We start from the raw sequence: 13,842 nt of genomic DNA on the forward strand, positions 1-13,842 counted from the left end.
TGAAATCAATATTTCGATTTAATGGATTCGAAGAAATAGAGCAGCGAGGTGTAGTGCCCCTTGTCGTCGGGATGGCACGAGGCGACCCGGTTGCGCACCAGCGTACGGGCTTTCTCCAGCATGGCTACGTACTGTCCCGTCACCTCGTCGATACGGTCGATCTTGACGGCCGGCTGGAATCCGTATCCGTAGCTGTACCCGAAGCTGGTGTGCGCAGCCTGGGAGGCCAGGAATCCCTCTCCGTATTTGGCCTCGATGGCCCGGAGCTGGTCGGCATAACGGTTCACCAGTCCCGTCTCGTCGAGCCCGTACGCAATGATATCGTCCACCGAAGGCAGATAGGCATAGGTGTCGGTCATGTTGGCAGTGACCATCGGATTTTCGCTCGCGATCTTGACCCGGTTCCACTGGCTCTGGGCCGCGGCACGAATCCGCAGCACGGCCTGCCGCTGCATGATCTTGTCGCCGTCGGTCAGCTTGCGGCCCTTGATCGCACTTTCGAAAACGCAGTTGTACAAGTCGTTGAAATACTCCTGGATCGTGTAGGGATCATCCGACAGGTGCGACGAGAGCATCACGTTCTCCGCCGTAGCCAACAGGGCCGTGGTGGCCACATTCTTCATGTTGGAAGACATGCGCAGCGCCAGACCGAACTTGGAGGTCAGTTCCGGATCGTCGATCCAGTCGCAGTTGCGGATTTCGTTGACCACCCAGCGCATGGATTTCTTCTGCACATCTCTGGGAACCGATTTGAAACGGTCGCCCGGCGTGCCGTCCTTCACCTGCGTAAGTTCGATACCGCCGATGTTCATCATCACGTTGCGCATGTAACGGAAATAGGTATTGGTAATGGTGTTGTACAGCTCCTTGCGGTGAGCACCCGAAGGATCGTCCGTGATCCATTCGCTCAGATGGGGCAGAATGTATTTCAGGTTCTTGATGCCGTAATCGCCCGCCTTGATGGGATCGTCGCCGAGGTCCTCCTCCAGCGCGGTCGGATCGTAGCGGCTCAGAATCTGCTGGTGGCCGTAACGGTAAACCGGATCGCCCGCCTTGGCGTCCACCCAGCTCTCGAGCACGGCCTCCTCCTCTTTCGGACTCTTATCGAAAATCGGCGTGTAGAGCCACTTGATCGCATAGTAATCGTACGGGCCCAGATCGGGAGGCGTCAGTTTCACGCCCTTGTCGGACGGCTGGGCCACATAGTTGAACCGGGCATAGTCCATGATCGAAGGCGTGGTCCCGTACTTCTGCGTATAGCTGGCGCTGCGCAGCGAATCGACCGGCACGGCATTCGACGCGGCCATGTTGTGCATCAGCCCGAGGGTGTGCCCCACCTCGTGCGCCACGACATATTCGATCGACTCGTCCATCACGTCCTTCGGCATCTTGCTCACGCGCACCCGGGGATCGAGTTGGGCGGTCTGAACGAAACGCCACTTGTTTATCAGGTTGGCCACATCGTTATAGATCAGCACGGATGCATTGAGGATTTCGCCCGTGGAAGGATCGGTCCACGAGGGTCCCATGGCATTCTCCGTGTCAATCGGGATATACCGCACACAGGTATATTTCAGGTTGTCCGGATCGAACGACGGATCGTCCTTCGGAAAATCCTTCACCTGCACGGCATTCTTGAAGCCGATCTGTTCGAAAGCCTTGTTCCAGCGGAGCACACCCTTTTTGACCGGCTCGCGCCACGATTCGGGAAACGCATCGTCGATATAGTAGACGATCGGCTTGGCCGGCTCGACCAATTCGCCGCGGCGATAGGCCGCCGTATCCTTCGGCTCCAGCCTCCAGCGCGTAGCCAGCGTATAGAGCTGCATCTTGTCCTTCGTATCGTCGATCTTTCCCTTTCCGACCAGGAAGATACCCACCCGGGAGTCCGCCACACGGGGATGCATCTTCTTCTCGGGCAGCAGCATCACCGTACGGGTCACTTTCGCCGAGAAGCGACCGCTGCCCAGCACGAAGATGAAGGCCTTGATCGTGTAGGAATAGGTGAGCTCCGAAGCCACGGTCACGTTGTCGTCGAAAGCCTTGACTTTCTCGATCCGGGCCAGGTCGCTCTGCACGCGGGTCGAGATCTGCACCACCCCGCCGCCGTCGCCGCCGATGGGCGAAAGTGCCTTGCTGTCGCCGGTGAAGAGTTCCGTCACATCGAGCACCACGGCCGAACTGTCGGGCGTGTAGGCCTTCACGGGATACTTCTTGATCGAGACATCCATGAAGTTCTGCTTGACGGCTTTCTCCATAGCCTTGTTATCGGGGTCGTATCCCATGAAACTGTTGATCTCCCGCATGTAAACGATGCTGTCCTGCATCTCCAATTTCACATGCAGCGGGTCGTTGCCCATATAACCCACGATAGCCACGTCGGGCTGGGAGGTTTCGGTCGTTTTCGAACCGATCAGCAGCTCCCGCCCCATATACTTGAGGGGATATTCGAAATAGAGCTTGCCGCCCACCTTGTGAATCGTGATGAATTTGCCCTTCACGGTTTCACAGCCGGGCTTCTTGACGATCTTCTCGTAAGGGGTCTCCTTCTTTTTCTTCTTGGTCGAATCCGCAGCAGTCTGCTCCGTCTTGGCGCCTTTCTTTTTGGAAGGCCGCTTCGCATAGCCGTCCGCCACCGTCACCGAAACGGCCACGAGGGCTGCAAAGCTCAATACAATCCACTTTTTCATACGATAAATTTAAACAGGTTGATAGTGATAGTGATGTTATTTCTGGTCATTCCTCTCCGAAGCCTGCCCGGTACTCGGCGAACAGCTGCTTCATGATCCGATAGCGCTCCAGCACCTTCGGATATTCGGCATATTTCTGCTCGAAAGCGGCATCGTCCCCGACCAGCACCTCGGCGATATAGTCCCGCAGATCCTGTTCGTAAGAGGGCGTATAGTAACCGGTGCATTTGGTGTCTACCTGGGAGAGGTCTCTATTGATCACACCGTTCTCATAGGCCAGATACACCAAGTTTTCGATACTGAAGTTCAGAAAGCCGTAGCTGAGCCAATGGAGCCGCTTGCCGGGTTCGTCCGGCTTCTGCAAAATGTAGGCGGGTCTCGAAGTGTTGCTGTTGCGTCCGACCAGCTGGGTGTTGCAGTACGAAGTCCCATCCGACTTCTTCTCCGCCGCATCGAAAAACGCCTCGAACTCCACCTGGTAATCGTGGTTATCCACAATATCTTCGGCAAAGAGCGTCGCCATCACATAGCCGGCATGATACTTCTTCTCCGCCTCGGACATTCCCGCGATCTGTCCCACCCGGCCGACAGCCATGCAGGTCAGTCCCTGGAACGTACGGAATTCATGGCACCCGCGCGCATCCGACGCATAGTTACGCACCATGTCGTCCACCAGCAGCAGGCTCATGGGATAGAGCCGCTCGGGCAGGGAAGGCAACACGTAATCGCGGACAAACTCCACCCCGGCCTTGACTTCCGACTTGTCGTTCCGCAGGAGATAGGCTTCGTTCAGCTTATAGGTCATCTTGGGCGCCCCGTCCACATAGGTGATCCAATAGCCGAAATCAATCACCTCGTAATGGGTGACGGGCGAACCGTCCATGGAATACCCGCGGAAATCGGACCCGATCGTATCGTTGTAGAAGACGGGCAGTCCGTACTCCGAATAGATTTCGTACCGGACATGGTCGGTCGGATCGGCACTGTCCTCGATCCGGTACCAGTCCTTATCGAGCATCGAAGGGCTCAGATCGCCGTCGTCGTCCTTGGAGCAGCCGGCCAGCACGGCCGATGCCGCAACGGCCAAAAACCATATATTTCTCTTCATGATATGCAGTTTTTCTCGTTAAAAATCTTCCATTCCCACGTGCATCTCCACGCCCGTGCGGTTATTGTCCTTCAGCGCCCCGTTATTGATGAGAATCTCGCTCTGGGGGATGGAGAAGACCCAGTTTCCGCCGTTTTCCGATTCGGAGAAACGGGGCAGTATATAGTATCCCTCGGGAATGCCGTCGACGGCATTTTCCGGTTCCCGGTCGTACGCATGATGAATCGGCTCGTCATAAGGGAGTCTCTCATTGACAGCATACCGGCGCAGATCGAACCAGCGATGTCCCTCGAAACAGAGTTCCCGGCGGCGCTCGTCGCGGATCAGCCGGATCAGATCGTCGCCGGTCGCCGTGACGGTAGAGTTGTACGAAGCGACGAACCGTTTGGCCCTCAACGACGAGATCGTGGAGGCAGCCTCGCTTTCGTTGTCGCTCCCGCCCTGAAGCGCCAGGGCCTCCGCCTTGTTCAGCAGAACCTCGGGCCAACGGAACAGGCAGCAGTCGGAAATGGGACGTTTGGTATTGTCATAACATTTGAAAGTCGGATAATAGCCGATCACCGGATGCTGCGACAAGGAAGAGCGGTCAATTTTTTCGAATATTCCGAACCGGGTGTCGTTTTCCTGGTCAAACGCGGCGATCAGCGCATCGGACGCCTTAAAATTAAACCCGTTCCCCATCTGCGGGTAACTTCCGGTAGAGGTACCGCCCGTCTTGACCGACTTGCTCCGGAAAATCGTCTCGATCCGGTACTGTCCGTTCGAAAAGATCGTCTCGGGAGAGTCGAAGGATATGCGGTCGTCCTCTGCGCCCAGCGTCGTGTAGTCGAGCAGCGAATACCCGCCCGCACGCAGTATTTCGTCGCACTGTTCGACACATTCGGCATATTTGCTCATGTAGAGGTACACCCGGCTGAGCAGCAGGCGGGCCGCCGTCTGATTGGGGCGGTAGATGGACTCCTGCGTCACGCCATCGAGCAGGCGCACAGCCTCTTTCAGATCGGTCACGATCGTCTCGTAAACACTCGCCACCGAATTTCTCGAATAGTTCTTGTCCTCGACCATCTCGGACAGTTTGATCGGAACGCCCGGATCGGTCGATGCCGAAGAGACACGGTAAGGTACGGCATACACGTTGACCAGATAGTAGTAATACAGTGCTCGCAGGAAAAGGGCCTCCCCTTTCAGCGCCGGATAGCGTCTCTCGCCCGCATAATTTTCATCCAGTTCGAAAATGATCACATTCATCGAATTGATGAAATCGTAGAGACGTGACCAACACCGGTCATCGTAAGGCACAAAAGGAGGAGTGGAACCTATAAACGGGTCCATCTGCCAGCCGTGAAAAGGCCCCAGTCCGGATATCCAATAATTATACGATAGCCGGGCCGACATCCAGCCGTTTTCCTTCGAATCGTCATCCATCACGTGAATCCAGCCGCCGATGGCGATTCCCTGGACATGGGTGGCACTCAAAGTCGCGCTCCGGCTGGGACGTGTGGCATCCATGTACCCTTCTCCCAGAATCAGTTCATTCACGTCCTCGATCGAGGTGACGAACACCTGGTTCGTGGCATTCTTCGAAAGGAAGTCGCCGCAGGAAGAGAAAACCAGCAACGCGACCCCCGCAATCCAATATTTCTTATGATTCGTTTTCATGTGTCTCGGTTTAGAAAGTTACGTTCAGACTGAAGGAATAGGTGGGACGGTTCGACATGTTGATCGTCTCGGAACTTCCGGACTGGGTGGTCGGGTCCTGTCCCTTCAGGTCCTTGCTGCAAATCGTAAACAGGTTCGTGGCATAGAAGGAAACGTAGGCGGATTTCATCGCCACTTTCTTCGTGATCTTCGATGGCAGGTTGTAGCGCAGCGACAGCGACTGCAGGCGGACGTAATTACCGCTCACCACCCGCAGGTCGGAGTTGTCGTACATCTGCCAGATATTGGCCGCGAAGGGATAGTCCTTCATCCACCACGTCGTCAGCGAGGAGAGCGTATTGGTGAACTCCGATCCCGAGAGGGTACCCGGGATATTGGTGTACTTCTCGTCGCCGGGATTCCTCCAGCGGTTGATGAACTCCTTGCGGGCGTTCTTATCGGGCTGGGGTGCGATCGTACCGTAACCGGAAGCCACGTTCGGATACATCTTGAGCAGGCGCACCTTCGATCCGAAACTGCAGGTCAGGTTGAGCCCGAGCGTAAACCGTTTGTAGGAGAACGTATTCATGAAACCGCCCTGGAAGACGGGAACGCGGTTACCGGAGTAGTCCATCACCGTAAAATAGATCTCTTCCATGCTCATGTTCTTGTATTTTTCGAGGAATTCGTCCTCGTCCAGCCCGTAGAAGGTCGGCCGGCCGTCTTCGTGGCTCAGTCCCGTGAACTTGTAGGAATAGAACGAGTTCAGGGCCTTGCCGGGAATCTCCACGCTGCCGTTCAGGAAATCGCTGTACGTATAGGCGTCTTTCAGCGTCTTGCTCGACGCCTTGCTCAGCAGACGGTTCAGCGTCTGCCCCAGATTCGGGGTCATCGTCCAGCGGAAACCCTCCGGATTACCCTTCGTCTGACGATTGATAATCACGAAGTTAAGACCCAGTTCAATGCCCTGATTCTCGACGGTTCCCTTGTTCACCACATAGCTGCTCACGCCATTGACCGTGGATACCTTTTTCGACAGGAAAGCGTCTTTCGTCTTCTTGTAATAATAGGAGAGCGAACCGGTGATCTTGTTGTCCAGCAGACCGAAATCCACCGTGACATTGGTCGAGGTAGTCTTCTCCCAGCGCAGATCGGGATTCGGATAGCTGTAAACGTGGGCGACATACTGGTTGTTGGCGTTCACCTCCCCGTCGCGGGTGATGATCAGTTTCGAACTCTGGTTCGAGAGCATGTTGCCCTGCAGCCCGAGCGAAGCCCTCACGGAGAGCGAGTTGACCACTTTGGAGTGGGGCATCAGGTCGCGCTTGATATTCCACCGGCCGGAAATCGACCAGATCGGCAGAATCTTCTCGTTGGCACGGGAACCGAACTGATTCGAGGCGTCGGCCCGGGCATTGACGTTGAACATGTAGCGCCCGTCATAATCGTAGGAGACCGTCGCATATCCCGAAACCAGATTGGTCAGCTCCAGCGACCGCACGCCCCGGGCCGCCGGCGTGGTGTAGTACCAGTCGTAATATCCTGTGTACCGTGCCGGATCGAGTTTGCTCATTCCCATGCCCCGGTCCGGCATATATCCGCGGTAAATCTGGTTCAGATTGTTGTACTCGGTCGAGGAAATCTCCCCTCCCAGCGCAGCGGAGATATTGTGCTTGCCGGATTTGTCGAGGTCCTTGTCGAAGGAAAACTGTCCGCGGATCACATAGCTGTGCTTGTCGGTCTTGGTCTGCGTCAGCTCCCCTCCGTAAGGCATCAGATTTTCGCTGTCTCCGTTCTTGGTGTAGCGGAGACACTGGGCGTAATAGGTATTGTCCCCGTAATATTTCTGCTGGTCGGCATTGCTCATCGAATAGGAGAGTGTCAGTCCGAATTTCAGCGGGTCGATGATCCGGTAGTCCAGACTGGCCGTAATGGTCGCCGTATAGATTTTGGATTTGTTGTAGCTGTTCTCCATCTCGTTCATGATGTTGAACGGGATATCCCACGTACTGAGGGAACTGTTGCGGCTGTAATACTTGAAATAGGAGTAAGGCTCCCCGTTCTCGTCATAGGCGGGAATGGCGCGGCTGGTCCCGTAGGCGTAGTTGAGCACGTCGATTTCGGTGGGGTTGTACTTGCGGTCCTGCACGCTGGCATTGGCCCCGAAGCGCATCGACATGCGTTTGTAGTTGGCCGTCAGGTTGATATTGGCCGTATAGGTCTTGTTGAACTCGTGCTTCACGTTGCCCTGGGCATTGTTCAGACCCAGCGAAGCGTAATAACGCATGGTGGAAGAGCCGCCCGAAAGGCTGATCGTATGCTTCTGGGTGAAGGAGTTCTGGGTAAGTATATCGAACCAGTCGGTATTCAGCCCTTCGTAATAGCTGATCCGGCGGGAGAGCTCGGCATAGTCGATGTTGCCGTCGTAGTAATCCTTCATCGCCCCTTCATACCCCACCCACGAGTTGATCAGTCCGTAGGGCTGGTGATTCTCCATGAGTTCCCGGGAGTAGTCGATCCGCTCCTTGGAGTTCATCATGTTCACGTACTTGTCGGAGTAGTGGGGACGGCGGCTGAAACTTCCGGTAAAGGAGTAGCTGACCGAAGGCGGTCCGGGATTTCCCTTTTTGGTCGTGATGACGATCACGCCGTTGGCCGCCCGGGCACCGTAGATCGCGGTGGCCGACGCATCCTTGAGGATGTCGATCTGCTCGATATCTTCGGGATTGACACCGGAAATGGCATTGCCCAGCAGATTCACGAAGTCCAGGTCGTTCAGCTGGTTGGGATCGACATTGACGGGATCGGTCTGCACGATGCCGTCCACCACCCACAGGGGCTCCTGGTTTCCCAGGATGGTGGAGGTACCCCGGATACGCAACCGGGGAGCCGCCCCGATCGTGGCCGAGTTCTGCATAAAGACCATACCGGGGACATGCCCTTCCAGCATCAGGTCGACCGTCGCCAGGCTGGGCACATTGATATCCTTCATTTTCAAGGTCGTGACGGCACTCGTGATCTTCCGCTTGTCGAGCGTCTGGTAGCCGGTCTGCACCACCACCTCGTCCATCATGCTCTCGTTCTCCTTGAGAATCACGTTGATTTTGGCCTGTCCGGTGTATTTGACAGACTTCGTCTCCATCCCCACGAACGAGAACATCAGGGTAATGTCGGTATTCTCCGGTACATCGAGCGCCAGACGGTAGGAACCGTTGGCATCGGTCGAAACGCCTTTGGTCGTTCCCCGCATCCGCACGGTCACTCCGGCCAGGGGTTCGCGGCCGATGTCGGTCACCTGGCCTTCGATCACGATCTTCTTCGTGGCGGCCGGAGCCTCCGTCACCTTTCCGTCACGGCGGCTGATGACCACATGTTTATCGGTGATTTCGTATTTCAGCGGCGTCCCTCCCAGACAGCGGTCGAGAATCGGACGCAACTCCACGTTCTGACAATTGAAATTCTTCTTTCCGAGCGCCTGAATATCGGCCACGTTGTAGATAAACGAATAGTCGCTGACCTTCTCGATCTGCAGGAACAGCTCGCTCAGATAAGCATTCCGGATGGTAAGCGTAAACCGCTGGGGACGCCGCTGTCCCGATACGGTTTCCTGGGCTGCCAGCAACAGCAGCACCAGCGACACTTTCACCAGCAGGCCGGCACACACACTCTTTCTACCTGGTGAAATGTTCAGTGTAGAATTTTTTTTCATACATTTGCTGAATTAATTAAACAAAAATTTAACATCCCGGCGGGGAGACGGGTGGAGCCGTCCCCTCGCCATTTTTATTTTTTCACTACCGTAATCGTACGTCCGTCCCGCTCGAATGCGATGCGGTCCATGCCTCCGAGCAGTTCCAGGACGGGGTCTATGCTTTCGTATTTTTTCAGACGGGCGGAGATTTCGATCCGCTCCAGTTCCGGCACACTGAAAATATAGTCGAAATCGTACCACTCGGAGAGTTCCTCCATGATCTCCCGGAGAGAATTCTCCCGGAACATGAAATAGCCATCCTTCCAGGAAGTGTAATAGAAAGTCTCCACATCCGTCACCTGGCTTCCCTGCGCCGTGATACACGCCTGTTGGCCGGGCATCAGCAACAGATCGGAGCCATGCATGTCCCGGACGGCGACCCGCCCGCTGACCAAAGTGATCCGGCTCACGGCCCCGTTCTGGTCGGACACGCAGAACTCCGTCCCCAGTACGCGGACCGAGGAACGAGAGGTGCGGACGATGAAGGGATGCCGTTCGTCCCGGGCCACCTTGAAATAGGCCAGCCCCTTCAGGGTGACTTCCCGGACGGAATCGGAAAAAATATCCGGATATTCGATTTCGGAATCGGCTCCCAGCCAGACCACGGTTCCGTCCGAGAGTTCGAGACTGTAATCGGACCCTCGCGGCACGATCAGCCGGTTGACGACGGGCTTTTTCTCGGGAAGCCCCGGTTCGCCCTCCGGTTCCTGTCTGTAAGAGAGCACGGCACTCTCCTCGTCCACCTTCAGGGCCGTGCCTTCCGGCAGATAGCCGGTCGTATCGGAAAGCGAGTAGGAACGCCCGTCGCTCAGGACCAGCATGGCAGTCGAAGAGCGGTGCAGAATCGGTTCTTCATCCCCACCGGACGGACGACCCGGCCGGGAAACGAGGGTCAGCAACAGGGCCAGCGGCAACACGACCGCCGCAGCCACTCCCACCCGCTTTCGCAGGCGAAGCAACCGGTTGGTACGGCGGATACCGGTACGCCGTGCAAAATCCTCGAAATCGGAGAGACGAGAAGCCGCCCGGAACTCATCCAGCACACGGCCGAAATCGGACTCTTCGGTAAGCTGCCGGTAAAAATCGGCGTTATGGGGATCGGCATCCAGCCACCGTTCGATCTCCGTCCGTTCGTGCAGGGAGATCGTTCCGTCCAGCTCCTTACGGATCAGATCGGCTATATGCAAATACTCGGATACCATTGTTCGGGCTTTTAGCAGTATAGATTATTGCTATTTTATAATCTATATTCACTAAAAAGAACAACTCAATCCCCCGATCGGTCTACCGGACAGATGAAATTTTTCAGGAAATTTTGCAAAAACGCGATTTAAGCAGCTTGACGGCCCGGATACGATGATTGCGCACGGTGCTGACCGCAATATCGAGAATTTCGCCGATCTCCCGGTAACTTTTCCCTTCGATCGACATTTTCAGCACGTTCCGGCATTCGCGGGGAAGCTGTTCCATCGAATCGACAAGCTGGCGCTCCACTTCGGCCGAGATGATCCGCCGGGCCTGGCCGGCCTCCATCATCTCGCGCCCCATGATCCCGAGCCGGCGGCTCTTCACATGCTCATGCTTGATGTGGTTGAGCGAAAGGTTCCGTGCCGTCACGTAGAGGAACGACCGGACAGCGGCCTCCGAAGGAAAGTTACGCCGCATCCGCCACAGGGCCACGAATGCATCCTGCGCGATGTCCGCAGAGACGGGTTCGCTCTCGACGAATCCCCGGGCATAGAGGCACAAGGCCGCGAAGTACCGTTCGTAGATACCCTTAAAACATACTTCGTCCCCTTCGTGCAGCAGTTTAACAAATCCGGTTTCTTCCATTTTCCGCCCTCCTTCATCCTTACACACAGGCCCCGGACGGGGCCTCTCTCTCAACAAAACTAAAAAATTTATCGGAAAGAAGATTCCAAAAAAACCGAAGAAATCGCAGAAAGTAACAAAAACGAAGCGCAGGAAGCCGATCCGTAAACAATAATACGAAAAAAGGAAAAATCCGCTCCGATTTGTCAACGGGCCGGAAGGCCTACCGCTCCTTCTGGCGCACCCAGATCAGTTTCGAAGTGTCGTATCCGCGCCTGCGCGCCTGTTCCAGCAGATATTCCAGCGTCACCGGATCGAGTTTCGGAGTGCGCGAAAGTATCCACAGATATTTGTCGGAGCTGCTGCCCACGAGCGCATAGGCATACTCCAGCGAATCGAGTGCCAGCACGTAATAGTCGGAATAGAACCAGAGGAAAAACGACACTTTCAGCTTGCCCGGATCGGCCGGGTCGGGCTGTTTGGCCTTCGCATGGGCCACCCGGAACTTTCCCTTTTTGTAACCGCTGTTGGTAACGGCGATCATCCCGTCGGGACGCATGGCATATTCGGCCGTCACGCACTCCATTCCCCGCTCGAAACGGTGATCGAAACGGGCGATCTCATACCAGCGGCCCAGAAAACGGTTCAGGTCGAGCGTCTCCACCGTCTTCACCCGCTCCGCTCCGGCCGGATCGGCGGGTGCACTCATCGCATGGGGAGCGGAAAGTCCGACGAGCGCTGCCGAAAGGAAATACATACTTTTCATGACGAACATCTTTTCCGGAAATTCTCCGCACAAAACGTACCGAAATCCGCCGCTACCGGCCGGAATTTCCGTACACGCGGGCGTACCACGCCGTCCCGGCATACAACGCATTCAGATCGGCATAGTCCGCATACGGCACATAAACGCTCATACCGCAGAAAGTTTCGACCGTCACGGCCGACATCACTTTCTCCGTGCTCCTTTTGTAGAGGACCACCGAATCGAGACACGTCCCGAACTCCGCCAGCAACGGGTCGGAGGCGGGCACCAGCTGAGAAACGACGTCTTCCAGATCGAACATCGTGTGCCGGGAGTAACGGTCGAAATGCTGGATAGCCCCCCGGTCGAGCAGGGGAATCTGCGAGCGGTACCGCTCCGTGATGCGGCCCATCGCCTCCGCGAGCCGCTCCATTTTCCCCAGGTCGTACAGGGCCGTGGTCGCCGTCCGGAATGGCCCCGACCGGGCATCGTAGTATTCGAAGAATTTGCGGCACACCTCGCTCAGCCGTGGCTGCGGAGCCAGCAGGTCGGAGACGATGCGGTCGTAAGGCAGGCCGTTCGCCAGCACCTCGGCCGCCGATGCGACCATATAATCCGCCTTGTTCCGCAGGGCGTAGGCCACCTCGGCCTCTCCCATGAAGCAGGCGTCGATCACGATGTAGTCGAACATGCCGTCGGGCAGTGCGGCGGCCAGGTCGGAAAGTTCCATCTCGAACGAACCGTCCTGTCCGAAAGTCCGCGTAAGGGGCATATCTTCCCCTCCCGAAGCGGCATTTTTCCGCAGGAGAGACGAACGGGTATACCCGCTTCCCTGCGGAAGCCAACCCGTGGCGTGGGACCAGAGAATCAGCCCGTAACTGACCCCGGGCGCCAGCGTGCGCACATCGCCGAGCACGACACGCATGACGGAGGGATCGAGCGAATTCTGATCCCCGTATCCCTTCAGCGTCCGCAACTCGCCCACCCCCGAGCTATTGCGCACCACCTCCAGCAGACGGGGCGCCTCCCCCGCCGGATCGCGGTATATGACGATCCGGCCCGGTGCAGGATCGCTGTCGCCGACCGCCTGCAAGAGCATGTCGATATTTTCCGTATCGTACTGACTGTATCCCAGCGAATTGTCCGCCACCATATAGACGAGCAGGGTCCGTTCGGCCGACGGTACGACCGTAGCGCCTTCCCGCTCGCAGGCAGGAAAAAGCAACAGGCATATACCCCCGAAAACCGTCAGCAACATCCGGGTCATGGCCTGCCGAATCCCTTTTTCTTATAGAGGGGAATGCCGTTGAATTCGAGCCCCTGCACCCGCTTTTCGCGCAACTTGTCGGGTTTGCGCCAGTAGACCCGGCCGAAATCGAAGTAATACCCCTTCACCTTTCCGTGGCGTTGCAACAGGGGAATATACTCCACCGTGCTGGTCACCACCATCCGCTTCATCGGCTGCAGGTCCATCATGGCCAACACGTCCGTCGAATGGGAGAAGAAAAGCACATGCCACGGAGAGTCCTGCCTCAACCCCGTGCCGGAAGATTTGATCGTGGCGACGATCTTGTCCAGCCGGTCGCGGTTGATCTCGGCCTGCCTGCGGTCGCCCAGCTTCTCGTAGGCATAGATCAGGAAGTTGACGTTCCGCGGGCTGAAGGGATCGGCCTTCATCGACTCGCCCACATACTCGATGATCCGGGCGCATTGGGCCGAATCGGGCTCGTTGTTCTGCGCGAAGACCGTCATCACCTTGTCGTCGGCAGGGTTCGCCTCCAGCGGCTTGTACTCCTCCTGATAGGGAAATCCGTAGTACAGATAGTAATAGTCGTCCTCCGTCAGGGTCGTATCCCCGGCCATGTACCGGGAAAAAAGAGGCGGATAATAGTAGGGCGACGCATGGTCGATCACCGCCCGCAGAACGGCGTCGTTGTCAGGCACCCGCTGGCCCAGCAGCCACAGAGGCATCGAAAGGAGCACGAGTGCGAATATTTTTTTCATAAGATTCCGTTTTCCTGTATAACGGCAAATATAATCAAAAAATCGGCCGGATTCAGTGAATCCGGCCGGAATATGTCTCTCTCCGGAAAGGAAG

Annotated in this window: 8 protein-coding genes and 1 pseudogene; all 9 read right to left on the reverse strand. The window is 56.5% G+C overall.

The window, feature by feature from the left end:
• Positions 1-5: 5 nt before the first annotated feature.
• Positions 6-2,690, reverse strand: coding sequence for a zinc-dependent metalloprotease (locus tag INF32_RS05535; RefSeq protein WP_226387365.1), 2,685 nt, complete (start codon positions 2,688-2,690; stop codon positions 6-8).
• 46 nt (positions 2,691-2,736) lie between these two features.
• Positions 2,737-3,798, reverse strand: coding sequence for a hypothetical protein (locus INF32_RS05540; protein ID WP_226387366.1), 1,062 nt, complete (start codon positions 3,796-3,798; stop codon positions 2,737-2,739).
• A gap of 18 nt (positions 3,799-3,816) precedes the next feature.
• On the reverse strand, positions 3,817-5,457 hold the full coding sequence (locus tag INF32_RS05545) for a RagB/SusD family nutrient uptake outer membrane protein (protein WP_226387367.1): 1,641 nt from the start codon (positions 5,455-5,457) through the stop codon (positions 3,817-3,819).
• 10 nt (positions 5,458-5,467) lie between these two features.
• The gene (locus INF32_RS05550; protein ID WP_226387368.1) at positions 5,468-9,145 is read right to left on the reverse strand and encodes a SusC/RagA family TonB-linked outer membrane protein; all 3,678 of its coding nucleotides are present in this window, start codon (positions 9,143-9,145) and stop codon (positions 5,468-5,470) included.
• Positions 9,146-9,219: 74 nt separating this feature from the next.
• Entirely contained in the window at positions 9,220-10,389 is a 1,170-nt protein-coding gene (locus INF32_RS05555) for a FecR family protein (RefSeq protein ID WP_226387369.1), read from the reverse strand.
• Positions 10,390-10,492: 103 nt separating this feature from the next.
• Positions 10,493-11,020, reverse strand: a complete 528-nt coding sequence (locus tag INF32_RS05560) for a sigma-70 family RNA polymerase sigma factor (RefSeq protein ID WP_226387370.1) — start codon at positions 11,018-11,020, stop codon at positions 10,493-10,495.
• A gap of 202 nt (positions 11,021-11,222) precedes the next feature.
• Positions 11,223-11,663, reverse strand: a pseudogene (locus INF32_RS05565) (lipocalin family protein); the annotation flags it as partial.
• A gap of 154 nt (positions 11,664-11,817) precedes the next feature.
• Complete coding sequence (locus INF32_RS05570) at positions 11,818-13,011, reverse strand: clostripain-related cysteine peptidase (RefSeq protein ID WP_226387372.1); 1,194 nt, start codon at positions 13,009-13,011, stop codon at positions 11,818-11,820.
• Positions 13,008-13,748, reverse strand: coding sequence for a DUF4919 domain-containing protein (locus INF32_RS05575; RefSeq protein ID WP_226387373.1), 741 nt, complete (start codon positions 13,746-13,748; stop codon positions 13,008-13,010). Before INF32_RS05575 ends, INF32_RS05570 begins: the two co-directional genes overlap by 4 nt.
• Positions 13,749-13,842: the final 94 nt, after the last annotated feature.

Source organism: Gallalistipes aquisgranensis, assembly GCF_014982715.1.
GTDB classification, from domain to species: Bacteria; Bacteroidota; Bacteroidia; order Bacteroidales; family Rikenellaceae; genus Gallalistipes; species Gallalistipes aquisgranensis.

Coding starts and splice junctions, on each gene's coding strand:
- INF32_RS05535 (WP_226387365.1), bottom strand. CDS start 2,690: ATGAAAAAGTGGATTGTATTGAGCTTTGCAGCCCTCGTGGCCGTTTCG.
- INF32_RS05540 (WP_226387366.1), bottom strand. CDS start 3,798: ATGAAGAGAAATATATGGTTTTTGGCCGTTGCGGCATCGGCCGTGCTG.
- INF32_RS05545 (WP_226387367.1), bottom strand. CDS start 5,457: ATGAAAACGAATCATAAGAAATATTGGATTGCGGGGGTCGCGTTGCTG.
- INF32_RS05550 (WP_226387368.1), bottom strand. CDS start 9,145: ATGAAAAAAAATTCTACACTGAACATTTCACCAGGTAGAAAGAGTGTG.
- INF32_RS05555 (WP_226387369.1), bottom strand. CDS start 10,389: ATGGTATCCGAGTATTTGCATATAGCCGATCTGATCCGTAAGGAGCTG.
- INF32_RS05560 (WP_226387370.1), bottom strand. CDS start 11,020: ATGGAAGAAACCGGATTTGTTAAACTGCTGCACGAAGGGGACGAAGTA.
- INF32_RS05570 (WP_226387372.1), bottom strand. CDS start 13,011: ATGACCCGGATGTTGCTGACGGTTTTCGGGGGTATATGCCTGTTGCTT.
- INF32_RS05575 (WP_226387373.1), bottom strand. CDS start 13,748: ATGAAAAAAATATTCGCACTCGTGCTCCTTTCGATGCCTCTGTGGCTG.